Below are 23,794 nucleotides of genomic sequence, written 5' to 3' on the forward strand. Positions count from 1 at the left end.
CACACCGCACCCTCTCGAGTCGGAACCGGCGCCGCCGCTGCGTGACCATCCCTGGAGACGACAGGACCTCGCCACCGCACCGGGGCGGGGTCGGCTCACGAAGGGTTTCGTGTGATGTCTGCACACATACGTATCCCCAGGATGTTCTCCCGAGCGAGCGCCGTCTCCGCCCTCACCGTCGCCGCCGTGGGCGGCACCGTGGCGACACCGGGCTGTCCACCGGAGGCCGAGGCCGCGACCGTCGCCGCCAAGGCGCTGCGGATCGCGGCCTCCAAGAAGGGCGCACCGTACAAGTACGGCGCGGCGGGGCCGAAGCGCTTCGACTGCTCCGGGCTGACCCAGTACGCCTACAAGCGGGCCGGAAAGCGGCTGCCACGCACCGCGGCCGCCCAGTACAACCGGACCCGCCACATCAAGGCCGCCTCCCGCAAGGGCGGGGACCTGGTGTTCTTCCACTCCGCGAGCGGGGTCTACCACGTCGGGGTGTACGCGGGCGGCGGCCGCGTCTGGCACGCCCCCAAGACCGGCGAGGTGGTGCGGCTGGAGCGGATCTGGACCAAGAAGGTCTGGTACGGACACGTGCGCTGACCCGCCGTAGCCGTCAGTGGCCGTGGGTAGGTTGACGGGGCCGGGCCACCGCTGTGGACCGGCCCCGTCGACCACCGGAGGCTTCGCATGGCGTATCTCAACCCGGTCCGGCACATCACCTTCGACGCCCGTGATCCCCACGCCCTCGCGCGGTTCTGGTCCCGGCTGACCGGCTACCCCCTGGAGGACTCCGAGCCGGACGGCGACTGGGCGCTGATCAGCCCGGGGCAGCCCGGGGTGCCGGGGCTGCTCTTCCTGCGGGTCCCGGACTCCAAGACCGTCAAGAACCGCGTGCACCTGGACATCCAGCCGCCGTCGGGCACCCGGGACGCCGAGGTGGAGCGGCTGATCGGGCTCGGCGCCCGCGTGGTGGACGACCGGCGCACGGAGGACGGGCTGGGGTGGGTGGTGATGTCCGACCTCGAGGGCAATGAGTTCTGCGTGGAGCGCAGCGCCGTCGAGCGCGGTGTGGTGCCGGCATGAGCGAGCCCTTCCAGGCCGACCGGACCTACGACCAGGTGTATCTGCTCTTCGTCGACACCTCCGGGTACTCGACGATCGTCCGCTCGAACCCCAGGGACCGCGCCGCCCACGCCTTCGATCTGCTGCGCGAGCGGATGCGCGCGCGGATCGAGCAGCTCTCGGCCCAGTACCGCTGTGCCCGCGGCGACTTATGGAGCTGGCGCGGCGACGGGGGCTTCTTCGCGGTCCACGACGACCGCGAGAGCGTGGCCCGCGATGTCGCGCTGGAGGCGGCCCGCACCTTTCTCACCCTCGATCTGCGCCATCTGCGGGACGAGTTCGCCCAGGCGGGGGTGGACGGCGAGCTGCATGTGCGGATGGCGCTGCACAAGGGGGCGATACGGCACACCGGCGAGGGCCGGACCGGCACCATCCACTCCCCCGACATCAATCTGGCCGCGCATCTGGAGAAGGCGACTCCGCCGGACTGCCTGGCGGTCTCGGAGGACGTGTACCGCACCGCGGGGCCGTACGCGGAGCTGTTCGCCCACGTGGGCAGCCATGAGGGCAAGGACGTCTATCTGATGGCGGGCGACGGCGGCCCGGACGGGGCGGCCAAGGCGTGGCTGGCGGGCCGGGGGCTCGCGGACGGCTCCCCGGTGCACGCGTATCCGGAGCGGCCGAGCCCGCAGGAGAAGGCGCGGCTGCTGGACGCGGCGGCCGAGGAGGTGCTGGACATGGGGACGGCGCTGCGCACCACCTCCGGCCGGCTGGTCACCACCGAGCGCCCGGCCCGGTTCCGCGACGCGGTCCTCGGGCTGCTGCGCCGGGGCGGCACCTACCGCTGCTATCTGCTGGACCCGTCCTCGGACGCGGCGGCCACGCTCTCCCGCCAGTACCAGGAGGACATGACGCGGAAGATCAAGGATTCGCTGGAGCGGTTCGGCCGTTTCAAGGAGCGCTACGGGGCGGAGGCCGACGGCCTGCGGGTCTATCAGACGGAGGAGTTCCCCGGCTTCTCGGCGCTCAGCATCGATATGCGCGGGCCGGGCGGGCTGATCCTGTACTCCTCGTATCTGATGGGCACGAGCCGGTACGGGGTGATCGAGCGCGGCGACATGCCGCACTATCTGATCGGCCCGGCCGCCGGGCGGGTCTACACCCGGATCCGTCAGCTTGCCGAGGCTCGGGCCTCGGAGGGGCAGGCCCAGCGCGTGCTGTGAGCGGTTCGGGCGGATCGGGGCGGTCCGGCCGGGCTCAGCGGACGGGGGCCGTCCAACCGCTCAGCGGACCGGGACGGTCCACGGCAGGGCGATCCAGACGGTCTTGCCGCCGTCCGCGGTCGGGGTGACGAACACCTCGCCGCCCGACTCCGCGGCCAGACATCGAACGATCACCATCCCGCGCCCGCTGTCCTGCTGGGTCGCCAGCGGCAGCCACCTGGGCCATGTCGGATGGCTGTCGGTGACCCCGATCTCCAGCCGCTGCTCGCGGTCGAGCCGTAGGTCCACGGTGAAGGTGGGCGACTGGCCCACGGTGTGCTCCACGGCGTTGGTGGCGAGCTCCGAGACGATCAGCCGCACGGTGTCGGCTGCCTCCGCTCCCGCCCCGAGCCCCCATTCGGCGAGCACGTCCGTGACATAGGCGCGTGCCGCGGGAACCGACGCCGGTGCGCTCGGCAGAGTGACGGATGCTTCCTGATGGTCTGCCATGACGGCCTGTCCCTTTCCGGCCGGGGCGCGGCTGCGGACGCGTTTCGAGGGTGGACTTACGAAGCCGGTGAAGTCGTGGGGCTGCCCCGACGGCTCTACGCGTCAGACTGCCACCAATGGACTCCGCAACGGGGGCGATCCACCGAGTTATGCATATATCTGTCGCTCAAAGCGGTGAACTCTGCTACGGAAGACCGGATTTGGAAGGCACACTGGGCCACTGGTGCGACACGCGCTGCGGGTGACGCGCCAAAAGGAAGGCGGGAGGGAGAACTGATGCGATACGGCCCGGCGGTGCGTCGCCGCAAGCTCGGTGCGGAACTGCGCCGCCAGCGCGATCTGGCCGGGCTCACCAGTGGCGAGGTCGCCCATCGGCTGGGCTGGCACCAGTCCAAGGTGAGCCGGATCGAGACCGGGCGGAGCGGGGCCAAGCCCTCGGATGTGGCGCGGCTGCTGGAGGTCTACCAGGTCGCCGACCCGGAGCTGCGCGCCCTGCTGGAGGCGCTGTGCCGCGGGGGCGCCTCGGATCCGGAGGGGTCGCGGCGGGGATGGTGGTACGCGTACCGCGATCTGCTGCCGCCCGCCTACCGGGACTTCATCAGCCTGGAGGCGGAGGCGTCGGACGCGTACACCCTGGAGACCACGGTGGTGCCGGGTCTGCTCCAGACCCCGGACTACGCCCGGGCGGTGACCCTCGCGGCGCTCCCGGATCTGCCGGGGCCCCAGGTGGACTCGCTGGTGGAGGTGCGGATCGCGCGCCAGTCGGTGCTGCACGGCGAGCGGCCGCTGCGGCTGCACGCGGTGCTCGACGAGGCGGCACTGCGGCGCGAGGTGGGCGGGCCCGAGGTCATGACAGCGCAATTGCGCCATCTGGCCGAACTCTGCGCATTGCCTCAGGTGCACCTACAGGTGTTGCCATTCTCTATCGGAATGCCCATTGGTATGACAGGTCCTTTCATTATTTTCTCTTTTCCGCACATTAGTGACCTGGACGTGGTAGTTCTCGACCACTTGACGAGTAGCCTCTATCTGGAGCGGAAAGAAGACCTCCGGGCGTACAGCGCCGCGTTCGAAGTACTGCGCGCTCACGCCCTGACACCTGAGGAATCGTTGTCCTTCATCAACAAAATCGGGGGCGGCGCCTGAGGGGGCACCATGTCCAAAATGTCCGCCAACTCCGTCGACTGGCTGCGCAGCAGCTACAGCGTCGGAATGAACAACTGCGTCGAGACGGCCCTGCTGGGGCCCGACCGGCTCGGCGTGCGCGATTCGAAGAACACGGCGGGCCCCGTCCTGCTGTTCACCCCGTCGACCTGGGTCTCCTTCCTCGAGGGACTCAAGGGCGACGGCCCCGGCTCCGGCATCTCCCGCTCGGCCGGAACCGGAAGCTGATCCGTCAGTGAAGTACCTGTTCCGCCGGTGAGCGGCTGATCCGCTCACCTTCCCGTAGTTGAGCCATCAGGCGGTCGGCGCGGTCCTCACGATCACGTCGACCGCCTCTTCCACCTGCGCTTCCGTCAGATTCCCGCGCGCGGTCAGCCGCAGCCGGGAGACGCCGTCGGGGACGGACGGCGGGCGGAAGCACCCCACCATCAGCCCGGCCGCGCGGCAGTCCGCGGCCCAGCGCACCGCCTCCTCCGGCGACGGGGCCCGCACCGACACCACCGACGCGTCCGGCCGCACCGCGGCCAGCCCGGCGGCGGTCAGCCGTCCGTACAGCCCCAGGGCGACCGTACGGACGCGGGCGGCGCGCTCCGGCTCCCGGCGCAGCAGCCGCAGACTCGCCAGGGCGGCCCCCACGGCCGCCGGGTTGAGCCCGGTGTCGAAGATGAACGTCCGTGCGGAGTTCACCAGATGCTCGATGACCCGGGCGGGCCCCAGCACCGCCCCGCCCTGACTGCCCAGCGACTTGGAGAGGGTGGCCGTGACCACCACGTCCGGCGCGCCCGCGAGCCCGGCCTCGTGCACCGCGCCGCGTCCGCCCTCGCCGAGCACCCCCAGGCCGTGCGCCTCGTCCACCACCAGCGCCGCGCCGTACGGCCGGGATGCACCGGCGAGGGCGGCCAGCGGAGCGGCGTCGCCGTCCACGGAGAAGACCGCGTCGCTGACGACGAGGGCGCGCCGCCGCGCCGGGCCCGCTCCGGCCGCCTCCCCCGCGTCCGCTCCGGCCGCCTCGGCCGCGCCCAGCGCCTTATGCACGGCGTCCGGGTCGGCGTGCGGGACGACGGCGATCTCGGCGCGGGAGAGCCGGCAGCCGTCGATGAGCGAGGCGTGGTTGTCCGCGTCGGAGACGATCAGGGCGTCCCGGCCGCTCAGCGCGGAGACGGCGGCCAGATTGGCCGCGTAGCCGGAGGAGAACACCAGGGCCGCCTCGAATCCGCAGAACTCGGCGAGTTCCCGCTCCAGCGTGGCGTGCAGCTCGGTGGAGCCGGTGACCAGGCGCGACCCGGTCGACCCCGCGCCCCAGCGGTGCGCCGCCGCGGCCGCGGCGGCCGTCACCTCCGGGTGCCGGGCCAGCCCCAGGTAGTCATTGCTCGCCAGATCGAGCAGCGGGGAGTCGGCGGGGCGGGGGCTGAGCCGGCGCACCAGCCCCGCCCGGTCGCGCCGCTCCCGCTGGGCGTCGATCCATGCGAACGCGTCGTCGCGGTCCTGGGGCATCGGCTGCCTCGCCTTCCGTGGCCTCGTCTCCGGCACCGGCTGTCGGGTCCGGATAGAACGTAGCCTCGTCCATGCCCGGTCATGGTGTGGCAATACACACACCCCGATCAGCGCGTCTTGTACGGTCCCTCCTTGGCCGCGGGCGGTGGGGTAGGAAAGGATCGTCGCCATGGACCTGCTGAACACGCTGGTGGAGAAGGGGCTGCGGCGCGAGACGCCCACCCGCGAAGAGGCGCTCGCCGTCCTGGCGACCTCCGATGACGAGCTGCTCGATGTGGTGGCCGCGGCGGGCAAGGTGCGCCGCGCCTGGTTCGGGCGGCGGGTGAAGCTCAACTATCTGGTGAACCTCAAGTCGGGGCTGTGCCCCGAGGACTGTTCGTACTGCTCGCAGCGGCTGGGCTCGAAGTCCGGGATCCTCAAGTACACCTGGCTCAAGCCGGAGCAGGCGGCCGCCGCGGCGGGCGCCGGGGTCGCGGGCGGCGCCAAGCGGGTGTGCCTGGTCGCCAGCGGACGCGGCCCGACCGACCGCGATGTGGAGCGGGTCTCCCAGACCATCGCCGCCATCAAGGAGGAGCACCAGGACGTCGAGATCTGCGCCTGTCTGGGGCTGCTGTCCCACGGCCAGGCGGAGCGGCTGAAGGACGCGGGGGCGAACGCGTACAACCACAACCTCAACACCTCCGAGGCGACGTACGGCGACATCACCACCACCCACACCTACGCCGACCGGGTCTCGACCGTGCGGCAGGCCCAGGCGGCGGGGATGTCCGCCTGTTCCGGGCTGATCGCGGGCATGGGCGAGTCGGACGAGGACCTGGTGGACGTGGTCTTCTCGCTGCGCGAGCTGGACCCGGACTCGGTGCCGGTCAACTTCCTCATCCCGATCGAGGGCACCCCGCTGGCCGGGGACTGGAACCTCACCCCGCAGCGCTGTCTGCGGATCCTGGCCATGGTGCGGTTCGTCTGCCCGGACGTCGAGGTGCGGCTCGCGGGCGGCCGCGAGATCCATCTGCGGACGCTGCAGCCGCTGGCCCTGAACCTGGCGAACTCGATCTTCCTCGGCGACTATCTGACCACCGAGGGCCAGGCGGGCAAGGACGACCTGGCGATGATCGCCGACGCGGGCTTCGAGGTGGAGGGCACCGACACGACGACGCTGCCCGCGCACCGCGCGGACGCGGCCGCCGGTGCCGGCTGCGGCGGCCACGGCGGCGAGGGCGGCGGCTGCGGCCCGTGCGGTGACGCGGTGCCCGACGCCGCACCCGCTGACGCCGTGCCCGCCGATGCCGTACCGGCCCGGGCGGCGGCCGGTGCGACGGTCTCCGCCTCCGCGGGCACCCGGGAGTCCCACGCCGACCTGGTCGCGGTGCGCCGCCGCGGCGCGGGCACGGATCTGCCGCCCAATGCCTGAGCCGCTGACCCCGGCCGAGCTGCGGGAGCTGGACCGGCAGCACGTCTGGCATCCGTACGGCCCGATGCCCGGCCGCCAGGACCCGCTGGTCGTGGAGTCCGCGGCCGGGGTCCGGCTGCGGCTGGCCGAGCCGGTGGAGGGCGTCCGCGAGCTGGTGGACGGGATGTCGTCGTGGTGGTCCGCCATCCACGGCTACAACCACCCGGCGCTCAACGACGCCGCGCGCGGCCAGCTCGACCGGATGAGTCATGTGATGTTCGGCGGGCTCACCCATGAGCCCGCCGTCCGGCTGGCCACCCGGCTGGTGGAGATCACGCCCGAGCCGCTCCAGCACGTCTTCCTCGCCGACTCCGGCTCGGTCTCGGTCGAAGTCGCGGTGAAGATGTGCCTGCAGTACTGGCGCTCCCTCGGCCGCCCCGCCAAGCGGCGGCTGCTGACCTGGCGCGGTGGCTACCACGGCGACACCTGGCAGCCGATGGCGGTGTGCGACCCGGAGGGCGGGATGCACCGGCTGTGGTCCGGTGTACTGCCCGAGCAGATCTTCGCGGACGCGCCGCCGCCCGGCTTCGACGCGGACCCCGACCCGGCGTACGAGCGCCACGTCCGTGAGCTGGTGGCCCGTCACGCCCATGAGCTGGCCGCGGTCATCGTGGAGCCGGTGGTGCAGGGCGCGGGCGGGATGCGCTTCCACTCCCCCGCGCTGCTGCGGGTGCTGCGCGAGGCGTGCGACGAGCACGATGTGCTGCTGGTGTTCGACGAGATCGCCACGGGCTTCGGCCGCTCGGGCGCGCTCTTCGCGGCCGAGCACGCGGGGGTGTGCCCCGATGTGATGTGTCTGGGCAAGGCGCTGACCGGGGGTTATCTGACCCTCGCCGCCACGCTGTGCACCCCGCGGGTGGCGGAGGGCATCTCGCGCGGCGAGGTGCCGGTGCTCGCCCACGGCCCGACCTTCATGGGCAATCCGCTGGCCACGGCCGTCGCCTGCGCCTCGATCGATCTGCTGCTCTCCTACGACTGGCGGCAGGAGGTCAAGCGGATCGAGACCGGGCTGCGGGACGGTCTCGCGGAGGCGGCCGCCGCGCCGGGCGTCCGGGACGTGCGGGTGCTCGGCGCGATCGGCGTCGTCCAACTGGATCGTCCGATGGATGACGCGGCGATGGCGGCGGCGACGCGGGCCGCGGTGCGCGAGGGCGTGTGGCTGCGCCCGTTCCGCGATCTGCTGTACACCATGCCGCCGTACATCACCGGGGACCACGATCTGGCCCGGATCTGCGCGGCGGTCCGGGCGGCCGCCGCCGCGGCCGTCTGACCCGCCCGCCCCGCTCGCGGTCGGCTCTCCCCGGGGAAAGAGACCGACCGCGGGCCGGAGCACGCGGCGGCAGACCGGGGCAGCTCGAGGCAACGCCCCGGGGCACGAACGAAAGCGAAAGGCAGCGGAAACGAAGATGACAGTCCTGGTCGTCACCGGTACGGGCACCGAGATCGGAAAGACCGTCAGCACGGCGGCCGTCGCCGCCACGGCGCTCGCGCGCGGCCGCTCGGTGGCGGTGCTCAAGCCCGCCCAGACCGGTGTCGCGGAGGGCGAACCGGGTGACGCCGCGGAGGTGGCCCGGCTCGCCGGGGCGGTGACCCTCCTCGAACTCGCCCGCTACCCCGAGCCGCTGGCCCCCGCCACCGCCGCCCGCCGCGCCGGACGGCCGCCGGTGCGGCCGCACGAGGTGGCCGACGCGGCCGGGAAGCTGGCCACCGAGCACGATCTGGTGCTGGTCGAGGGCGCGGGCGGGCTGCTCGTACGGTTCGACGAGACCGGGGCGACGCTCGCCGACGCGGCCCGGCTGCTCGGCGCGCCCGTTCTCGTTGTCGCCCACGCGGGCCTCGGCACGCTCAACGCGACCACCCTGACCACCGAGGCGCTGCGCGCCCGTGGGCTGGAGTGCCCCGGCGTCGTCATCGGCAGCTGGCCCGCCGCCGCGGATCTCGCCTCCCGCTGCAATGTGGCCGATCTCCCGGAGTCCTCCGGCGTCCCGCTGCTGGGCGCCATCCCCCAGGGCGCCCCCGCCCTTCCGCCCGCCGACTTCCGCGCCCAGGCCCCCGGTTGGCTGGCGCCCCGGCTGGACGGCACCTGGGACGCCACACGGCTGGCCGCGTAGCGCCACCCCCCGCCTGGGCAGAATCCCGGTACCGGCCATCGTCCCTCCCTGGGACACACCCGGGACAAACCGTCCGCACCTGGGACAAGGGGGAGCTCCCATGCCCGTATGCCGCCGCACACCCCCGCGCGACGCCGTCCACCACCCGCTCTTCGCCCGCTGCTACGCCGGACTGAGCCCCCTGGCCGACCAGCGGGCCGGTCTTGGCGAACTGCGCCGCGAGCTGCTGGCCGGGCTCTCCGGCCGGGTCATCGAGATCGGCGCGGGCAACGGACTGAACTTCCCGCACTACCCCGAGACCGTCTCCGAGGTCGTCGCCATCGAGCCCGAGCGCCATCTGCGGCGGCTGGCCACCCGGGCGGGGCTGCGTGCCGGGGTCCCGGTGGACGTGGTGCCGGGCGCCGCCGAGGCGCTGCCGGTCAAGAGCGAGGGGTTCGACGCGGCGGTGGCCTGTCTGGTGCTGTGTTCGGTGCGCGATGTGCGGCGCGCGCTCGCCGAGCTGCTGCGGGTGTTGCGGCCCGGCGGTGAGCTGCGCTTCCTCGAGCACGGCCGCGCCGAGGGGCGGGTCCTGGCGACGACCCAGTGGGCGCTGGACCGCACGGTGTGGCCGCTGATGTTCGGCGGCTGCCATACGGCGCGCGAGGTGCGGTCGGAGATCGCGGCCGCGGGCTTCGAGCCGCTCGGCCACCGCCGGCTGCGCATCCCCGACCGGGGCCCGACGCTGCCGACGTCCCCGTGCGTCCTCGGCGCCGCCCGCCGCCCGTCGTCGCCTTCCGGTCCCTGATCGCCTTCCCGTCGGCGTTCGCATTCCCGTACGCCGGCGTCCGCAAGCGCGCGTACCGGCGGCCGGGTCCCTACCATCGAGGGCACGACGTTCCGATACGGGGAGGCATCGTGTCCACACCGGCGGCAACGAAACGGGACGGGTTCGCGGACGGCGGCGCCCATGTGGCGGCCCGGGCCCGGTCCCTGACCAAGGCGTACGGCAGCGGCGAGACGGCCGTGCTCGCGCTGGACGCGGTGGACGTGGAGATCGAACGGGGCAGGTTCACCGCGGTGATGGGCCCGTCCGGATCCGGGAAGTCCACCCTGATGCACTGTCTGGCGGGGCTCGACACGGTCTCGTCGGGCCGGGCCTGGCTGGGCGACACCGAGATCACCGGCCTGGGCGACAAGGAGCTGACCCAGCTCCGCCGCGACCGGATCGGCTTCATGTTCCAGGCGTTCAATCTGCTGCCCACGCTCAACGCGGCCGAGAACATCACCCTGCCCATGGACATCGCGGGCCACAAGCCCGACCAGGAGTGGGTGGACCGGGTCATCGACACCCTCGGGCTGCGGGACCGGCTGCGGCACCGGCCCGCCCAGCTGTCCGGCGGACAGCAGCAGCGGGTGGCGTGCGCGCGGGCGCTCGCCTCCCGCCCGGAGCTGATCTTCGCCGACGAGCCCACCGGCAACCTGGACTCACGGACGGGCCTGGAGGTGCTGCGCTTCCTGCGGGAGGCCGTGGACGAACTGGGTCAGACGGTCGTCATGGTCACCCACGACCCGACCGCCGCCGCCCACTCCGATCTGGTGCTCTTCCTCGCCGACGGCCGGATCGTGGACCGGATGGACCGGCCCACGGCCGAGGCGGTGCTGGAGCGGATGCACATCTTCGCGGCCGCCACCGCGCCGCCCGGGGCCGCCCCGGACCCGGACCCGCTCAACTGATCCTCCGGCCCCGGGCCCGATCGGCCGGACAGCCGAATGAGGGTGAGTGGTCCCGAACGGGGCCGATCTCGGATACGTTCGCGGTATCCGCGATCAAGGAGGGCTCATGGCAAGGCCGTTCCGTTTCGGAGTCAATCTGCTCACCCTTGAATCGGCCGAGGCATGGCGGGAGAAGTGCCGCCACGCCGAGCGACTCGGCTACGACGTGCTTCTGGTCCCCGACCACCTCGGCAACCCCGCCCCGTTCCCGGCGCTGGCCAGTGCCGCCGAGGCGACCGAGCGCCCGCGGCTGGGCACCTTCGTGCTCAACGCCGGCTTCTGGAACCCCGCACTGCTCGCCCGGGAGGTGGCCACCTGCGACGCGCTCACCGACGGCCGGCTGGAGCTCGGCCTGGGCGCCGGCTATGTCAAGGCCGAGCACGACAGCGCCGGGCTGCCCTTCGGTTCGCCACGGGAGCGGGTGGACCACCTGGTGCACACCGTGGCCGAGTTGGAGCGGCTGCTGACCGATTCCGAGCACCGGCCGCGGTCCACCCAATCCCCGCGCCCGCCGCTGCTGCTCGGCGGCAACGGCGACCGGCTGCTGCGGCTGGCCGCACGCCACGCGGACATCGCGGCCTTCACCGGCGCGGTGCAGCCCGCCGGCAAGCCCCAGGGCACCCTCCAGCTGATCAGCCCCGATGCGCTGGAGGACCGGGTCGCCGCATTCCGCCGCTTCGCCGCCGAAGCGGGGAGGACGAAGGGACCCGACGAGACCGATGAATCCATCGAGCTGAACTACCTCATCCAGATGGTCGGCCCCACCGAGGACCGGCGCGCCAAGGTCCGTGAGCTCGCCCCGTACGCACCGGACCTCACCGAGGACGAGCTGCTGGAGCATCCGGCGCTGCTGCTGGGCGACGCCAAGGAGATGGCGGAGCAGCTACGGGCCCACCGCGAGCGGTTCGGCTTCTCGTACTTCGCCGTGCTGGAGCACAACATGGAGGCGTTCGCTCCGGTGATCGAGGAGCTGCACGGTAGCTGACCGGCGGGAATTCCGTCGACGCCGCGGTCCGTCCGATGGTGGGATACGGCCATGAACGATCTCCGGATACGGGCCGCGGCCCCCGCCGACCTCGACACCGTGCTCGCCTTCTGGAAGGAGGCGGCGGAGGGCACCAGCATCAGCGACGACCGGGACGGGGTGGCCCGGCTGCTCGACCGCGACCCGGAGTCGCTGCTGCTGGCCGAGCGGGACGGTGAGCTCGCCGGAACCGTGATCGCCGGTTTCGACGGCTGGCGCTGCCATCTGTACCGGCTGGCCGTCCACCCCGGGCACCGCCGCCGGGGCGTGGCGACGGCCCTCCTGGCCGCGGCCGAGGAGCGGTTCGCGGCCCTGGGCGGACGGCGCGGGGACGCGATGGTTCTGGACGGGAACGACCTCGCCCACCACGCGTGGAGGGCGGCGGGCTACGAGCCGCAGCCGCAGTGGAGCCGCTGGGTCAAGCCGCTGCGCCCCTGACCCCGGCGGCCCTCCCGGGCGGGGCGCCGCCGTGCGGTGCCTTCAGGGCCTGTCTGGGGTTGTGATCTGGGCTCGCGGGGCGTGGCACGCCCGCTCGCGGCGTTGCCGAAGCATCCTAGTAGCTCCGCTACGAGGGCGTTCCGGCGCCTTGCGATCGCACGCACCACGCCCCGCTCCCTGATCCAGATCACAACCCCAGACAGGCCCTAGCATGGGACGGAGGTGAACCGATGACCGAAGTCCTCCTCCTGGCCGTGGCGCTCCTCCTGGCGGTGGCCTGCGGCGCCTTCGTCGCGGCGGAGTTCTCGCTGACCACGGTCGAGCGCGGTGAGCTGGAACGGGCGGCCGGGCGCCGGGAGCGCGGCGCGGCCGGGGCGCTGAAGGCCGTGCGGAGCCTCACCTACCAGCTCTCCGGTGCGCAGCTCGGCATCACCGTGACCAATCTGGTCGTCGGCATGCTGGCCGAGCCGTCCGTCGCGGCCCTGCTGGCCGGGCCGCTCACCGCGATCGGCGTGCCCCCGTCGGCCGTCCACTCGACCGCGCTGGTGCTCGGCACCTTCCTGTCGACCGTCGTCCTGATGGTCGTCGGCGAGCTGGTGCCCAAGAACTGGGCCATCTCCCGCCCGCTGCCGGTCGCCAAGGCCGTGGCCACCCCGCAGCGGGTCTTCAGCTCCGTCTTCCGCCCGCTGATCAGCCATCTCAACAACACCGCCAACCGCACCGTGCGCCGGATGGGCCTGGAGCCCGCCGAGGAGCTGGCCTCCGCGCGCGGTCCGCAGGAGCTGATCGCCCTCGCCCGGCACTCCGCCAAGGAGGGCGCGCTGGAGAAGGACACCGCCGAGCTGTTCGTCCGCACCCTCAACCTCGCCGGGCTCACCGCGCAGAACGTGATGACCCCGAGGGTGCGGGTGGTGGCGCTGGACGTACGGGCCACCGCCGAGGACGTGGCCAACGCGACCCGCGCCACCGGGCTGTCGCGGTTCCCTGTCTACCGGGGCAGCCTGGACTCCGTCGCCGGGGTCGTCCACATCAAGGACGTGCTGGCGGTCCCCGCCGAGGCGCGGCCCCGCCGCCCGGTGTCGGCGGTGATGCGCGACGCGGTGTTCGTCCCGGAGCCGCTCACCGTGGACCGGCTGCTGGACCGGCTCTCGGCCCAGCGCAGCATGGCCGTGGTGATCGACGAGTACGGCGGTACGGCCGGGGTCGTCACCCTGGAGGACATCGTCGAGGAGGTGGTCGGCGAGGTCCGCGACGAGCACGATCCGCATGAGACCGCCCCGCTGATCCCGATGGGCCGGGACCCGGAGGGCCATACGCTGTACGACGCGGACGGCGCGGCCCGCGTCGACCAGCTGGAGAACATCGGGCTGCGGGTGCCCCCGGGCCCGTACGAGACGCTGGCCGGGCTGATCGCCACCGAGCTGGGCCGGATCCCGGCCGTCGGCGACACTGTCGAACCGGCGGGCTGGTCCGTGGAGGTGCGGAAGGTGACGAGCCACCGGGCGGCCCGGGTCCGGCTGCGGGCGCCGCTGCGCGGTGCCGCGGGCGGCGAGGCGGACGGCGGTGTGCAAGGGGCCGAGGGGGCGACGGGCCGATGACCGTTCTCCAACTGCTGATCGGCCTGTTGACGCTGGTCCTCAACGCCTTCTTCGTGGGTGCGGAGTTCGCCCTGATCTCGGTGCGCCGCAGCCAGATCGAACCGCATGCCCAGCAGGGCGACCGGCGGGCGCGGGCCGTGCTGTGGGGCCTGGAGCACCTCTCCGCGCTGCTGGCCGCGGCCCAGCTCGGGATCACCCTGTGCACGCTGGTGCTGGGCGCCGTGGCGGAACCGGCCATCGCGCATCTGCTGGAGCCCTTGTTCCACGTGGTGGGTCTGCCGCTGGGTCTTGTGCACCCGATCTCGTTCGTGATCGCGCTGAGCCTGGCCACGTATCTGCACATGCTGTTCGGCGAGATGGTGCCGAAGAACGTGGCGCTGGCCGAGCCGGTGCGCACCGTGCTGCTGCTCGGCCCGCCCCTGGTCGCCCTCGCCCGCGCCCTGCGCCCGGTGATCTTCGGGGTGAACGCCCTGGCGAACGGGGTGCTGAAGCTGTTGCGCGTGGAGCCCAAGGGCGAGGTCGCGGCGACCTTCTCCGACGATGAGCTGGCCCGGATGGTCTCGGACTCCAGCGAGGCCGGGCTGCTGGACGACCGCGCCACCGAGCGGCTGCGGGACGCGCTGGAGCTGGCCCGGCGACGGGTGCGGGACGTGGTGCTGCCCATGGGCCGGGTGGTCAGGGCGCGGCTCGGGGTGACCCCCGATGAGCTGGAGCGGCTGTCGGCCCGGACCGGCTTCTCACGGTTCCCGGTGGTGGACGGCTCCGGGCGGATCCTGGGCTATCTGCATGTGAAGGACGCGCTGGACGCACGGCCCCGGGATGTGCCGTTCCGCCCCGATCAGCTCCGCCCGATCCCCCGGGTGCGGTCCCTCACGCCGCTGGACGACGTGCTCACCGCGATGCGCGACAGCCGTACCCACCTCGCGGCGGTCATCGCCGCGGACGGGCGGCTGGAGGGGCTGGTGACCATGGAGGACGTGCTGCGCGAGCTGGTCGCCTGAGCGCTCCTGCCGGCCGGTGTCCGATCATTCCTCGGTGTGTTTGGACTCATGGGCGATGATGCACGCCTGCCAGTGGGCCAGCGCCTCCTCCCGGCCGCCGCCGCCCTCCTCGGCCACCGCCACCAGCGCATGGGCGGCCATCGCGGCGAGCCGCACCGCGACCCGGCACACATCGCGCGTCTCCAGCGGCTCCAGGAGGGCGGCGGCGCCCTCCCCGTCGTCGGCGAGCGCGGCGGCGACGATGGCCATGGTCGTACGGTCGCATTCGAAGGCATCCACGCCGACCAGACTGCCCCGCCGCGCGGCGCGCGGAACCCCGGGCGGTCCAACCGGTCCAACCGGGGCCCCGGCCGGAGGGCCGCGCGAGGCTCAGCGGAGGGGGCCGGAACCGGGGCCGGGGCCTGGCCCGGGACCCGGACCGGGCCGGGTCCCCATCGGGTCGTAGCGGAAGATCACGTACTCGACCCGTCCGATGACCTTGGTGCGGTTCGTCCGCCGGTACAGCTCGGGTGGCCGGAAGATGTTGTCGTCGAAGATGTCCGCGCCGGGCTCCACATTCCAGCTGGCGGTCGTCCCGTTCCGCGCTCCGCCCTCGAAGTAGATGTGGGTCATCGCCATGCGGCTCATCATGCTCGCGCTCGGCGGTCCACGCAGCCCACGCACCGGGATAGGATCGCCCGAGCCATGCAGACGAACATCACCTACAGCAGCTTTGTCGCGGTCGGCGACTCCTTCACCGAGGGCATGTCGGACGCGCTTCCCGACGGCACCTACCGAGGCTGGGCGGATCTGCTCGCCGGGCGGCTCGCGGCCCGCAGCCCCGGGTTCCGGTACGCCAACCTCGCCGTACGCGGCAAGCTCATCGGCCAGATCGTCGAGGAGCAGACGGGCCCGGCGGCGGCCATGGGCGCCGACCTGGTGACCCTGGTCGGCGGGCTGAACGATGTGCTGCGGCCGAAGTGCGACGTGGGCCGGGTGTGCGGACTGCTGGAGGAGGCCGCCGAGCGGCTGGCGCCCAGTTGCAAGCGGCTGGTGCTGATGCGCAGCCCGGGGCGGCGCGGCCCGGTGCTAGAGCGGTTCCTGCCCCGGATGGAGCGGCTGTTCGCGTTCATCGACGAGCTGGGCGCGCGGCATGACGCGACCGTCGTGGACCTGTACGCCTCCGAGGCCGTCGGGGACCCCCGGATGTGGCACGAGGACCGGCTGCACCTGAACGCCGAGGGGCACCGGCGGGTCGCCGAGGCCGTGTGGCAGGCGCTGGGCCATGAGCCGGAGGAGGACTGGAACGCGCCCCTGCCGCCCGCGGTGCCCGTCGGGTGGCTGGCCCGCCGCACCTCGGATGTGCGGTTCGCCCGCCAGCACCTCGGGCCGTGGATCGGCAGGCGGCTGACCGGCCGCTCCTCGGGCGACGGGCGGGCCCCCAAGCGCGCCGAGTTGCTGCCGTACGAGGGCTGATCGGAGCGGCCCGTGCCCCGGGCCGCTCCGCGGGGTCCGCCCGGGCCGTTCGGCCCGGTCCCTCGGCCACCGGTCTGGCCTGCGAGGACGGCCAGTAGACTCTGTGCCCGTGACTGGTAAGCCGCGCATTCCGAACGTCCTGGCCAACCGCTACGCCTCCACGGAGCTGGCCGTCCTGTGGTCCCCCGAGTACAAGGTGACGCTGGAGCGGCGGCTGTGGCTCGCCGTGCTCCGCGCCCAGAAGGACCTCGGAATCGAGGTGCCGGACGCCGCCCTCGCCGACTACGAACGGGTCCTGGAGACCGTCGACCTGGCCTCGATCGCCGAGCGCGAGAAGGTCACCCGCCACGATGTGAAGGCCCGCATCGAGGAGTTCAACGCCCTCGCCGGCCATGAGCACGTCCACAAGGGCATGACCTCCCGCGACCTCACCGAGAACGTGGAGCAGCTCCAGATCCGGCTCTCCCTGGAGCTGGTGCGGGACCGTACGGTCGCGGTGCTGGCCCGGCTCGGCAAGCTGGCCGCCGACCACGCCGAGCTGGTGCTGGCCGGCCGGTCGCACAATGTCGCGGCACAGGCCACCACGCTCGGCAAGCGGTTCGCCACCGCGGCGGACGAGCTGCTGGTGGCGTACGGGCGGCTGGAGAACCTGCTGGGCCGCTATCCGCTGCGGGGCATCAAGGGCCCGGTGGGCACCGCGCAGGACATGCTGGACCTGCTCGGCGGCGACGCGGCGAAGCTGGCCGAGCTGGAGCGGCGGATCGCCGGGCACCTCGGCTTCGGGCAGGCGTTCACCTCCGTCGGCCAGGTCTACCCGCGCTCGCTGGACTACGACGTCGTCACCACGCTGGTGCAGCTCGCCGCGGCCCCGTCCTCGCTGGCCAAGACCATCCGGCTGATGGCCGGGCACGAGCTGGTGACCGAGGGCTTCAAGCCCGGCCAGGTCGGCTCGTCCGCGATGCCGCACAAGATGAACACCCGCTCCTGCGAGCGCGTGAACGGCCTCGCGGTGATCCTGCGCGGCTACGCCTCGATGACCGGTGAGCTGGCGGGCGACCAGTGGAACGAGGGCGATGTCTCCTGCTCGGTGGTGCGCCGGGTCGCGCTGCCGGACGCGTTCTTCGCCTTCGACGGGCTGCTGGAGACCTTCCTGACCGTGCTGGACGAGTTCGGCGCCTTCCCCGCCGTCATCGCCCGTGAGCTGGACCGCTACCTCCCCTTCCTCGCCACCACGAAGGTGCTGATGGGCGCCGTACGGGCCGGGGTGGGCCGCGAGGTCGCCCATGAGGCGATCAAGGAGCACGCGGTGGCCGCGGCGCTGGCGATGCGCGAGCGGGGCGCCGAGCGCAATGAGCTGCTCGACTCGCTCGCCGCCGATGAGCGGATCCCGCTGGACCGGGCCGCGTTGGACGCGCTGATGGACGACAAGCTCTCCTTCACGGGCGCGGCCGCGGACCAGGTGGGCGCGGTGGTCGCCCGGATCGAGGAGATCGTCAAGGAGCGCCCGGAGGCCGCCGCCTACGCCCCCGGCTCGATCCTCTGACGCCGGCGATGACCCCCGCCGAACTGGAGGCCGCCCGCGACCGCCTCGTCCCCGATGTGGTCGCGGACGGTCTGCGCGTCCTCTTCTGCGGTATCAACCCCGGGCTGATGACGGCCGCCACCGGCCACCACTTCGCCCGCCCCGGCAACCGGTTCTGGCCCGCCCTCCACGCCTCGGGGTTCACCCCCCGACGGCTCGATCCGTCCGAGCAGTCGGAGCTGGTGCGCTATGGGCTGGGCATCACCAATGTGGTGGCGCGCGCCAGTGCCCGGGCCGATGAGCTGAGCGACGAGGAGTACCGCGAGGGCGGCCGGATCCTGGAGGAGAAGGTGCTCCGGCTGCGGCCGCGCTGGCTGGCGGTGGCCGGGGTCACCGCCTACCGGGTGGCGTTCGGCGACAAGAAGGCGAAGATCGGGCCGCAGACGCGGACCATAGGCGAGACCCGCATCTGGGCCCTGCCGAACCCCAGCGGGCTCAACGCGCACTGGACGCTGCCCGCCATGGCGGAGGAGTTCGGCCGGCTGCGCACCGCCGCCGAGGCCGACGACTAGGCGAACACCGCAGCCCGAGGGAGGGGAGTCATCCGCTTGGCGGGGGTGTTCACTCGAACCGTGCTGTGTCGCCTGCCCCTCGACGTACGATCTCGGCTTCGCCGCCGGACAGGTCGATGACCGTGGTCGGCTCGGTGCCGCAGTCACCCGAGTCCACCACGGCGTCCACCACGTGGTCGAGCCGTTCTTTGATCTCCCAGCCCTGCGTCATCGGCTCGTCCTCATCGGGCAGGAGCAGGGTACTGGAGAGCAGCGGCTCACCGAGGTCGGCCAGCAGCGCCTGAGTGGCGGCATGGTCAGGAATCCGGACTCCGACCGTCTTTTTCTTCGGGTGCAGCAGCTGCCGCGGCACCTCCTTCGTCGCCGGGAGGATGAAGGTGTAACTGCCGGGCGTCGCTGCTTTGATCACGCGGAACACGTCTTTGTCGACGTGCACGAACTGGCCCAGCTGCGCGAAGTTCTGGCACACCAGCGTGAAGTGGTGACGCTCATCGAGGTTCCGGATCGACCGGATCCGGTCGATGCCGTCACGATTGCCCAGTCGGCATCCCAGTGCGAAGCAGGAGTCCGTCGGGTAGGCGATGAGCGCGCCGGAGCGGATCATGTCAGCCACATTGCTGATGGTGCGCTGCTGTGGATTCTCGGGGTGCACATCGTAATACTTCGCCATCCGCCGAGCCTATGCGATCAGGACACCCCGGTCGTTCCGCGCCCCGGACGCCGCCGAGCCCGACGATGTCATATCGTCCCCTCCTCCCCTATCGCCACCAGCAGCTGGAACGGCAGCTCGCGGTCGCCCTGCCCGACCCCCAGCCCGACCCAGCGGCCGTCGACGCGCCAGACGCGCAGCTCGGGTACGTAACCGCACAGGGTGTCCAGCGGGGGCGGGACCGGCTCGCCCATCGCCGAGCGCTCCAGGGAGTCGGTGAGATCGAGGACGTCGGGGGCGCCCCACCGTAAGGTCAGCACCTGGTCCAGCGCGCCCAGCTCGGCCTCGAACTCCTCCAGCACCTCCTCGACCCGGGTCAGATCCGCGTCCCAGAAGTCCTCACTGACGCGGAGGTCGGCGACATGGAAGCCGGGGCCGCTCTCCACCCGTCCGTCGGCGGTCCGCCGCGCGGGGAAGTCCCGCACGCGGAGCTGATCGATCGTGGCCACATGGTCCGCCGTACTGGTCATGGTGTCAGTAAACCGCGTAGGTCGGACATCTGGCCGCCCGTCAGATGGGCCGCGCGACGGCCGGGCGGCCCGAGCCGGCAGGAGGCACTCGCCGCCTCCGCGCCCAGCGGATACGATCCGGCAGATACGCACTGGGAGGGAGGCCGACGTTGGGGCGGCTCACCGGCGGGGATCCGTCTCTGCTGCGACGCATCAACTCCGCCGTGGTCCTGCACGCGCTGCGCGCGGCGACCGCGTCCGGCACCGCCACCGGGGGTGGCCGGGACGAGGCGGGCGGCTGCGCCGGGAGCGCGAGCCTCACCGATCTGACCCGGGTGACCGGGCTGTCCCGGCCCACCGTCGAGGGGGTGATCGACGGGCTGGCCGACAGCGGTCTGGTGGTCGAGGTGCCCGCCGAGGAAGGCGGGGTCCGCCGCCAGGGACGCCCCGCGCGCCGTTTCCGCTTCCGGGCCGAGGCCGGGCATCTGCTGGGCATAGAGATAGGGGCGCACCGGGTGGCCGCGCTCCTGTCGGACCTCGACGGACACGCGCTCGGCTCGATCGTGCGCGAGGTGTCGGAGAAGGCGTCCGCGGACGAGCGGCTGGAGCGGGTGCGCACCGCGGTCGCGGATCTGCTGCGGCGCGCGGGGGTGGCCCGGTTCTCGCTGCGCGCGGTCGGGGTGGGCAGCCCCGGCATCGTCGAGGCCGACGGCACCGTCCATCTGTGCACCGCGCTCCCCGGCTGGACCGGGCTGCCCCTGGGCGAGCGGCTGCGGCGGTCCTTCCGCTGTCCGGTGCTGGTGGAGAACGACGCGAACACGGCCGCGGTGGCGGAGCACTGGAAGGGCGCGGCGGCCGGTTCGGACGATGTGGTCTTCGTGCTGGCCGGGTTGAGCCCGGGGGCCGGGTCGTTGATCGGCGGGCGGCTGCACCGCGGCTTCGGCGGGGCCGCCGGGGAGATCGGGGCGCTGCATCTGCTGGGTCGCGAGGCCGCCCCGGAGGAGGTGCTCTCCACGACCGGGGAGCCGCTGAACCCGCTGGACGAGGCGCAGGTGGCGCATGTCTTCGCGCTGGCCAGGGACGGCGACGCGCGGGCGCGGGCGGCCGTGGACCGCTTCGTGCGCAGGCTGGTGCACGACACGGCGGCCCTGGTGCTGGCGCTGGACCCCGAGGTCGTGGTGGTGGGCGGCTGGGCCGCCGGTCTCGACGGGGTGCTGGCCCCGCTGCGCGACGAGCTGTCGCGCTACTGTCTGCGGCCCCCGCAGGTCGCGCTCTCGCTGCTCGGCGAGGCGGCGGTGACCACGGGGGCGCTGCGGCTGGCCCTGGACCATGTGGAACAGGAGCTCTTCGCGGTCGACAGCACGGTGACGACCCGCCGCGCGAGCCGCTGACGCGGGAGGCGGGGCGGGCGTTTCGGGTTTCGGCGTGCGTACGCGGCGGCGAGGCGACGCGGGCCGGGCCCGCGACATGCGCCAGGCCCGCGACGCGGGGCGGGCCCGGATCAGCCCGCCAGCAGCTCCTCGCCCGCGTCGCCGAAGGTGAGCCGGCAGGTGTCGGCCCGGTAGGTGGCCACGGCGACGGCCGCGGTCCGGCCCTGGGCCACATAGCGGGTGGTCACGAGGAGGACGGGGGCACCGGGCAGCCGGTCGAGCTCCTTGGCGTCGTCCGCGCGGGCCGAGCCGAGCTCCACGGTCTGCTCACGGCCCTCCAGCTCCAGCCGGCGCAGCTCGCGCACCACGGCGCGGGCGCGGGCCAGCCCGCTGGGGGTGTCGATGGCGGCGAGGCCGGGGACGGACTCGGACGGTACGTACAGCAGCTCGGCGGCGAGCGGCTGGCCGTGGCTCATCCGGGTGCGGCGCACCCGGTGGACCGTGGTGTCGGGGTCGATCTCCAGCAGCCGGGCGACCTCGGCGGGCGGGGCCACCTCGGTGCTGTCGACGGTCTGCCAGGTGTCCTCGCCGGAGGTGTCGGTCCAGCCGTGGGCGTAGTCCCCGACGGCCACGCCGACGCGGGGCGGGGCGACGGTGGTGCCGACGCCGCGGCGGCGCTGCAGCCTGCCCTCCAGCTCGAGCTGCTCGAGGGCCTGTCGGAGGGTGGCGCGGGCGACGCCGAAGCGGGCGGCCAGCTCGCGCTCGTTGGGCAGGATCTCCCCGACCGCGAACTCCGAGTCGAGTGCGTCGCTGAGCACGGTCTTCAGATGCCAGTACTTGGGCTCAGGCACCGATTCCAACTGTGTGGTCCCCACCCTGTCCCCCTTGATTCCGACGGCAGACGGTCCCGCGCGCCTTCACAGTTATGCGCGCTTCTTTATTAAAGGTTGTTGCAGTATCAATGCGACCATAAGGCGGCGTGCGTACTTGGTCAAGACCAATCCCTGACCGGTTATCGTCGGTGACCGTCGGAGCGGGATGCGTCACGGGGCGGGAGCTGAGCTGATGGGCATGGACCAGGTCACGGTGGTCACAGGGGGCAGCCGCGGCATCGGCGCGGCGGTGGCGGTGCGGCTGGCCCGCGCCGGGCACGGCGTCGCCATCGGCTACGAGCACGCGCGGGACGCGGCCGAGCGGTGGGCGGCGGCGGTGCGCGCGGAGGGCGTGCGGTCGATGGTCGTCCAGGCGGACACCAGCGACGCGGAGCAGGTCGAGGCGATGTTCGACCGGGTGCGGGAGGAGCTGGGCCCGATCACCGGCCTGGTCAACAACGCCGGGATCACGGGTCCGTTGGGCCGCTTCACCGAGACCTCACCGGAGGTGATGCGCCGCGTCGTGGACGTCAATGTGACCGGGGCCCTGCTGTGTGCCCGGCGCGCGGCGCGCGAGATGTCCACGCGCCACGGCGGGCAGGGCGGCGCCATCGTCAACATCTCCTCGGGCGCGGCGACGACCGGCAGCCCCGGGGAGTATGTGCACTACGCGGCCAGCAAGGCGGCGGTCGACGCGATGACCGTCGGGCTGTCGAAGGAGCTGGCGGCGGAGGGGATCCGGGTCAACTCGGTCCAGCCCGGGATGACGCTGACCGACATCCACGCGCGGATGGGCGACCCCGAGCGGCCGTGGCGCGTCCAGGGGCGGGTGCCGATGGGGCGGCCCGGCGAGCCGGAGGAGATCGCGGGCGCGGTGGCGTGGCTGCTGTCGCCGGAGGCGTCGTACACGACGGGGGCGGTGCTGCGGGTCGCGGGCGGGCTGTAGCGGCGTTCGCGGTCGCGCGGCGTGCGGTTGCACGGCGTGCGGTTGCACGGCGTCCGGTTGCGCGGCGCGCGGTCGTACGGCCATCGGCCGACGGCCCCGGGTCTACCCTCCGGTAACTCTTGCTGACATGCTGTCTCATACGCCGCGTGCGCCTGCCGGAACGCCGATCGTGAGGAGCCACCCGATGCCCGCGTCCCTCTCCTTCTCCGTCGCCACCCCCGGCGGCCCCCGCACCGCCCGGGTCGTCCACGAACGGCGCGGCGCGGGACGGCCGTTGGTGCTGCTGCACGGCATCGGCCACCACTGGCAGGCATGGGAGCCGGTGCTGGACATCCTCGCCGTCGACCGCGATGTGATCGCCGTGGATCTGCCCGGCTTCGGGGCGTCGGACGCGCTGCCGGACGGCATCCCGTACGACCTCGATGGCGTCATACCCGTGCTCGACGCGCTCTTCGAGGCCCTCGGCGTCAAGCGCCCCGACGTGGCCGGGAACTCGCTCGGCGGGCTGATCGCCCTGGAGCTGGGCCGGCTCGGACTCGTACGGTCCGTCACCGCCCTGTCCCCGGCCCGGTTCTGGACCGAAGCCGAGCGCCGCTACGCCTTCGGTGTGCTGTCCGCGATGCGGGCCGGCGCGCGGGCGCTGCCGCCGCCCATGGTCGCGTGGCTGGCCCGCGGCGCGGCCGGACGGGCCGCGCTGACCGGCGCCATCTACGCCCGGCCCGCGCGGCGTTCACCGGACGCCGTCGTCGCCGAGACGCGGGCGCTGCGCGAGGCGGTCGGCTTCGGCGCCACGCTGGCCGCCGGAAGCTCCGGGCTGTTCACGCACGACATCCCCGATGTCCCGGTCACCATCGCCTGGGGCTCGCGCGACCGGCTGATGCCGCGCCGCCAGGGCGTCCGCGCCAAGCAGGTGATCCCCGGCGCCCGGCTGGTCCGCCTCCCCGGCTGCGGCCACGTGCCCATGAACGACGATCCCGCGCTGGTCGCCCGCGTCATCCTGGACGGCAGCCGCTGACGAGCCCCGCCCGCCTCCCTCCACCCACCCTCGCACCGCACGCGGCCGGGGTCTTTACTCCGTGCGGCAACACCGTTATTCACTGGGCGT

Annotated in this window: 27 protein-coding genes; 20 read left to right on the forward strand and 7 right to left on the reverse strand. The window is 73.0% G+C overall.

The annotated features are described in order from the left end of the window. Positions 1–114 precede the first annotated feature (114 nt). The 3 genes from ACZ6TD_RS08055 (at position 115) to ACZ6TD_RS08065 (ending at position 2,273) form a co-directional block, all read left to right on the forward strand. The gene (locus ACZ6TD_RS08055) at positions 115–588 is read left to right on the forward strand and encodes a C40 family peptidase (RefSeq protein ID WP_470010894.1); all 474 of its coding nucleotides are present in this window, start codon (positions 115–117) and stop codon (positions 586–588) included. A gap of 87 nt (positions 589–675) precedes the next feature. After that, on the forward strand, positions 676–1,071 hold the full coding sequence (locus ACZ6TD_RS08060) for a VOC family protein (RefSeq protein WP_471351932.1): 396 nt from the start codon (positions 676–678) through the stop codon (positions 1,069–1,071). Continuing rightward, complete coding sequence (locus ACZ6TD_RS08065) at positions 1,068–2,273, forward strand: nucleotidyl cyclase domain-containing protein (RefSeq protein WP_471351936.1); 1,206 nt, start codon at positions 1,068–1,070, stop codon at positions 2,271–2,273. Before ACZ6TD_RS08060 ends, ACZ6TD_RS08065 begins: the two co-directional genes overlap by 4 nt. A gap of 60 nt (positions 2,274–2,333) precedes the next feature. Here ACZ6TD_RS08065 and ACZ6TD_RS08070 read toward each other — a convergent pair whose 3' ends face one another. Continuing rightward, on the reverse strand, positions 2,334–2,762 hold the full coding sequence (locus ACZ6TD_RS08070) for an ATP-binding protein (RefSeq protein ID WP_471351939.1): 429 nt from the start codon (positions 2,760–2,762) through the stop codon (positions 2,334–2,336). 276 nt (positions 2,763–3,038) lie between these two features. Between ACZ6TD_RS08070 and ACZ6TD_RS08075 the strand changes: the two genes are divergently transcribed. Together ACZ6TD_RS08075 and ACZ6TD_RS08080 are read left to right on the forward strand one after the other, a co-directional pair. After that, a complete protein-coding gene (locus ACZ6TD_RS08075; RefSeq protein ID WP_471351942.1) occupies positions 3,039–3,908 on the forward strand; it encodes a helix-turn-helix domain-containing protein in 870 nt (289 codons plus the stop codon). 18 nt (positions 3,909–3,926) lie between these two features. After that, on the forward strand, positions 3,927–4,154 hold the full coding sequence (locus ACZ6TD_RS08080; RefSeq protein WP_470010888.1) for a DUF397 domain-containing protein: 228 nt from the start codon (positions 3,927–3,929) through the stop codon (positions 4,152–4,154). A 66-nt stretch (positions 4,155–4,220) separates the two neighbouring features. On the opposite strand, the gene ACZ6TD_RS08085 is transcribed toward ACZ6TD_RS08080, so the two are convergent. Then, complete coding sequence (locus ACZ6TD_RS08085; RefSeq protein WP_471351945.1) at positions 4,221–5,420, reverse strand: 8-amino-7-oxononanoate synthase; 1,200 nt, start codon at positions 5,418–5,420, stop codon at positions 4,221–4,223. Between the two features lie 169 nt (positions 5,421–5,589). Between ACZ6TD_RS08085 and bioB the strand changes: the two genes are divergently transcribed. The 9 genes from bioB to ACZ6TD_RS08130 all read left to right on the forward strand — a co-directional run bounded on the left by bioB (position 5,590) and on the right by ACZ6TD_RS08130 (position 14,794). Continuing rightward, positions 5,590–6,831 carry a biotin synthase BioB gene (bioB, locus tag ACZ6TD_RS08090; RefSeq protein WP_471351947.1) on the forward strand — a complete coding sequence of 414 codons (1,242 nt, stop codon included), beginning with the start codon at positions 5,590–5,592 and terminating at the stop codon, positions 6,829–6,831. Continuing rightward, positions 6,824–8,140 carry an adenosylmethionine--8-amino-7-oxononanoate transaminase gene (locus tag ACZ6TD_RS08095; protein ID WP_471351949.1) on the forward strand — a complete coding sequence of 439 codons (1,317 nt, stop codon included), beginning with the start codon at positions 6,824–6,826 and terminating at the stop codon, positions 8,138–8,140. The genes bioB and ACZ6TD_RS08095 overlap by 8 nt, the downstream gene beginning before the upstream one ends. Positions 8,141–8,276: 136 nt before the next feature. Beyond that, positions 8,277–8,981 carry a dethiobiotin synthase gene (gene bioD, locus ACZ6TD_RS08100; protein ID WP_471351952.1) on the forward strand — a complete coding sequence of 235 codons (705 nt, stop codon included), beginning with the start codon at positions 8,277–8,279 and terminating at the stop codon, positions 8,979–8,981. 100 nt (positions 8,982–9,081) lie between these two features. Beyond that, positions 9,082–9,765, forward strand: a complete 684-nt coding sequence (locus tag ACZ6TD_RS08105) for a class I SAM-dependent methyltransferase (protein ID WP_471351955.1) — start codon at positions 9,082–9,084, stop codon at positions 9,763–9,765. 110 nt (positions 9,766–9,875) lie between these two features. Then, complete coding sequence (locus ACZ6TD_RS08110; RefSeq protein ID WP_471351958.1) at positions 9,876–10,694, forward strand: ABC transporter ATP-binding protein; 819 nt, start codon at positions 9,876–9,878, stop codon at positions 10,692–10,694. 106 nt (positions 10,695–10,800) lie between these two features. Next, positions 10,801–11,718 carry an LLM class F420-dependent oxidoreductase gene (locus ACZ6TD_RS08115; protein WP_471351960.1) on the forward strand — a complete coding sequence of 306 codons (918 nt, stop codon included), beginning with the start codon at positions 10,801–10,803 and terminating at the stop codon, positions 11,716–11,718. Between the two features lie 51 nt (positions 11,719–11,769). Further along, positions 11,770–12,195: a GNAT family N-acetyltransferase gene (locus ACZ6TD_RS08120; protein WP_471351963.1), complete on the forward strand. Its 426-nt coding sequence runs from the start codon at positions 11,770–11,772 to the stop codon at positions 12,193–12,195. A gap of 230 nt (positions 12,196–12,425) precedes the next feature. Next, the gene (locus ACZ6TD_RS08125) at positions 12,426–13,793 is read left to right on the forward strand and encodes a hemolysin family protein (RefSeq protein ID WP_471351965.1); all 1,368 of its coding nucleotides are present in this window, start codon (positions 12,426–12,428) and stop codon (positions 13,791–13,793) included. Beyond that, positions 13,790–14,794, forward strand: coding sequence for a hemolysin family protein (locus tag ACZ6TD_RS08130; protein ID WP_470010876.1), 1,005 nt, complete (start codon positions 13,790–13,792; stop codon positions 14,792–14,794). The genes ACZ6TD_RS08125 and ACZ6TD_RS08130 overlap by 4 nt, the downstream gene beginning before the upstream one ends. Before the next feature lie 24 nt (positions 14,795–14,818). Here ACZ6TD_RS08130 and ACZ6TD_RS08135 read toward each other — a convergent pair whose 3' ends face one another. Both ACZ6TD_RS08135 and ACZ6TD_RS08140 read right to left on the reverse strand, forming a co-directional pair. Then, positions 14,819–15,073, reverse strand: a complete 255-nt coding sequence (locus ACZ6TD_RS08135) for a hypothetical protein (RefSeq protein ID WP_425587103.1) — start codon at positions 15,071–15,073, stop codon at positions 14,819–14,821. Positions 15,074–15,163: 90 nt separating this feature from the next. After that, entirely contained in the window at positions 15,164–15,412 is a 249-nt protein-coding gene (locus ACZ6TD_RS08140) for a hypothetical protein (protein WP_471351968.1), read from the reverse strand. 66 nt (positions 15,413–15,478) lie between these two features. Here ACZ6TD_RS08140 and ACZ6TD_RS08145 point away from each other — a divergent pair, with 66 nt between their 5' ends. The 3 genes from ACZ6TD_RS08145 to mug all read left to right on the forward strand — a co-directional run bounded on the left by ACZ6TD_RS08145 (position 15,479) and on the right by mug (position 18,343). Next, on the forward strand, positions 15,479–16,249 hold the full coding sequence (locus ACZ6TD_RS08145; RefSeq protein WP_137981225.1) for an SGNH/GDSL hydrolase family protein: 771 nt from the start codon (positions 15,479–15,481) through the stop codon (positions 16,247–16,249). A 109-nt stretch (positions 16,250–16,358) separates the two neighbouring features. Then, complete coding sequence (gene purB / locus ACZ6TD_RS08150; RefSeq protein ID WP_471351971.1) at positions 16,359–17,792, forward strand: adenylosuccinate lyase; 1,434 nt, start codon at positions 16,359–16,361, stop codon at positions 17,790–17,792. An 8-nt stretch (positions 17,793–17,800) separates the two neighbouring features. Continuing rightward, a complete protein-coding gene (gene mug / locus ACZ6TD_RS08155; RefSeq protein WP_471351974.1) occupies positions 17,801–18,343 on the forward strand; it encodes a G/U mismatch-specific DNA glycosylase in 543 nt (180 codons plus the stop codon). A gap of 49 nt (positions 18,344–18,392) precedes the next feature. Here the strand turns inward: mug and ACZ6TD_RS08160 are convergent, their stop codons facing one another. Together ACZ6TD_RS08160 and ACZ6TD_RS08165 are read right to left on the reverse strand one after the other, a co-directional pair. Beyond that, positions 18,393–19,013 carry an L-threonylcarbamoyladenylate synthase gene (locus tag ACZ6TD_RS08160; RefSeq protein WP_471351977.1) on the reverse strand — a complete coding sequence of 207 codons (621 nt, stop codon included), beginning with the start codon at positions 19,011–19,013 and terminating at the stop codon, positions 18,393–18,395. Positions 19,014–19,081: 68 nt separating this feature from the next. Then, a complete protein-coding gene (locus ACZ6TD_RS08165; RefSeq protein WP_471351980.1) occupies positions 19,082–19,522 on the reverse strand; it encodes a hypothetical protein in 441 nt (146 codons plus the stop codon). Positions 19,523–19,671: 149 nt separating this feature from the next. Here ACZ6TD_RS08165 and ACZ6TD_RS08170 point away from each other — a divergent pair, with 149 nt between their 5' ends. Continuing rightward, positions 19,672–20,892: an ROK family protein gene (locus tag ACZ6TD_RS08170; protein ID WP_471351982.1), complete on the forward strand. Its 1,221-nt coding sequence runs from the start codon at positions 19,672–19,674 to the stop codon at positions 20,890–20,892. A 110-nt stretch (positions 20,893–21,002) separates the two neighbouring features. On the opposite strand, the gene ACZ6TD_RS08175 is transcribed toward ACZ6TD_RS08170, so the two are convergent. Continuing rightward, a complete protein-coding gene (locus tag ACZ6TD_RS08175; RefSeq protein ID WP_471351984.1) occupies positions 21,003–21,746 on the reverse strand; it encodes a GntR family transcriptional regulator in 744 nt (247 codons plus the stop codon). A 196-nt stretch (positions 21,747–21,942) separates the two neighbouring features. Between ACZ6TD_RS08175 and ACZ6TD_RS08180 the strand changes: the two genes are divergently transcribed. Together ACZ6TD_RS08180 and ACZ6TD_RS08185 are read left to right on the forward strand one after the other, a co-directional pair. After that, positions 21,943–22,689, forward strand: coding sequence for an SDR family oxidoreductase (locus ACZ6TD_RS08180; protein ID WP_471357555.1), 747 nt, complete (start codon positions 21,943–21,945; stop codon positions 22,687–22,689). Between the two features lie 184 nt (positions 22,690–22,873). After that, complete coding sequence (locus tag ACZ6TD_RS08185; protein ID WP_471351986.1) at positions 22,874–23,704, forward strand: alpha/beta fold hydrolase; 831 nt, start codon at positions 22,874–22,876, stop codon at positions 23,702–23,704. Positions 23,705–23,794: the final 90 nt, after the last annotated feature.

This window comes from Streptomyces yongxingensis, assembly GCF_055597465.1.

Excerpts from the sequence above, each read along its gene's own strand:
- ACZ6TD_RS08055 (WP_470010894.1), top strand. The coding sequence starts at position 115 with ATGTCTGCACACATACGTATCCCCAGGATGTTCTCCCGAGCGAGCGCC.
- ACZ6TD_RS08060 (WP_471351932.1), top strand. The coding sequence starts at position 676 with ATGGCGTATCTCAACCCGGTCCGGCACATCACCTTCGACGCCCGTGAT.
- ACZ6TD_RS08065 (WP_471351936.1), top strand. The coding sequence starts at position 1,068 with ATGAGCGAGCCCTTCCAGGCCGACCGGACCTACGACCAGGTGTATCTG.
- ACZ6TD_RS08070 (WP_471351939.1), bottom strand. The coding sequence starts at position 2,762 with ATGGCAGACCATCAGGAAGCATCCGTCACTCTGCCGAGCGCACCGGCG.
- ACZ6TD_RS08075 (WP_471351942.1), top strand. The coding sequence starts at position 3,039 with ATGCGATACGGCCCGGCGGTGCGTCGCCGCAAGCTCGGTGCGGAACTG.
- ACZ6TD_RS08080 (WP_470010888.1), top strand. The coding sequence starts at position 3,927 with ATGTCCGCCAACTCCGTCGACTGGCTGCGCAGCAGCTACAGCGTCGGA.
- ACZ6TD_RS08085 (WP_471351945.1), bottom strand. The coding sequence starts at position 5,420 with ATGCCCCAGGACCGCGACGACGCGTTCGCATGGATCGACGCCCAGCGG.
- bioB (WP_471351947.1), top strand. The coding sequence starts at position 5,590 with ATGGACCTGCTGAACACGCTGGTGGAGAAGGGGCTGCGGCGCGAGACG.
- ACZ6TD_RS08095 (WP_471351949.1), top strand. The coding sequence starts at position 6,824 with ATGCCTGAGCCGCTGACCCCGGCCGAGCTGCGGGAGCTGGACCGGCAG.
- bioD (WP_471351952.1), top strand. The coding sequence starts at position 8,277 with ATGACAGTCCTGGTCGTCACCGGTACGGGCACCGAGATCGGAAAGACC.
- ACZ6TD_RS08105 (WP_471351955.1), top strand. The coding sequence starts at position 9,082 with ATGCCCGTATGCCGCCGCACACCCCCGCGCGACGCCGTCCACCACCCG.
- ACZ6TD_RS08115 (WP_471351960.1), top strand. The coding sequence starts at position 10,801 with ATGGCAAGGCCGTTCCGTTTCGGAGTCAATCTGCTCACCCTTGAATCG.
- ACZ6TD_RS08120 (WP_471351963.1), top strand. The coding sequence starts at position 11,770 with ATGAACGATCTCCGGATACGGGCCGCGGCCCCCGCCGACCTCGACACC.
- ACZ6TD_RS08125 (WP_471351965.1), top strand. The coding sequence starts at position 12,426 with ATGACCGAAGTCCTCCTCCTGGCCGTGGCGCTCCTCCTGGCGGTGGCC.
- ACZ6TD_RS08130 (WP_470010876.1), top strand. The coding sequence starts at position 13,790 with ATGACCGTTCTCCAACTGCTGATCGGCCTGTTGACGCTGGTCCTCAAC.
- ACZ6TD_RS08140 (WP_471351968.1), bottom strand. The coding sequence starts at position 15,412 with ATGGCGATGACCCACATCTACTTCGAGGGCGGAGCGCGGAACGGGACG.
- ACZ6TD_RS08145 (WP_137981225.1), top strand. The coding sequence starts at position 15,479 with ATGCAGACGAACATCACCTACAGCAGCTTTGTCGCGGTCGGCGACTCC.
- mug (WP_471351974.1), top strand. The coding sequence starts at position 17,801 with ATGACCCCCGCCGAACTGGAGGCCGCCCGCGACCGCCTCGTCCCCGAT.
- ACZ6TD_RS08160 (WP_471351977.1), bottom strand. The coding sequence starts at position 19,013 with ATGGCGAAGTATTACGATGTGCACCCCGAGAATCCACAGCAGCGCACC.
- ACZ6TD_RS08165 (WP_471351980.1), bottom strand. The coding sequence starts at position 19,522 with ATGACCAGTACGGCGGACCATGTGGCCACGATCGATCAGCTCCGCGTG.
- ACZ6TD_RS08180 (WP_471357555.1), top strand. The coding sequence starts at position 21,943 with ATGGACCAGGTCACGGTGGTCACAGGGGGCAGCCGCGGCATCGGCGCG.
- ACZ6TD_RS08185 (WP_471351986.1), top strand. The coding sequence starts at position 22,874 with ATGCCCGCGTCCCTCTCCTTCTCCGTCGCCACCCCCGGCGGCCCCCGC.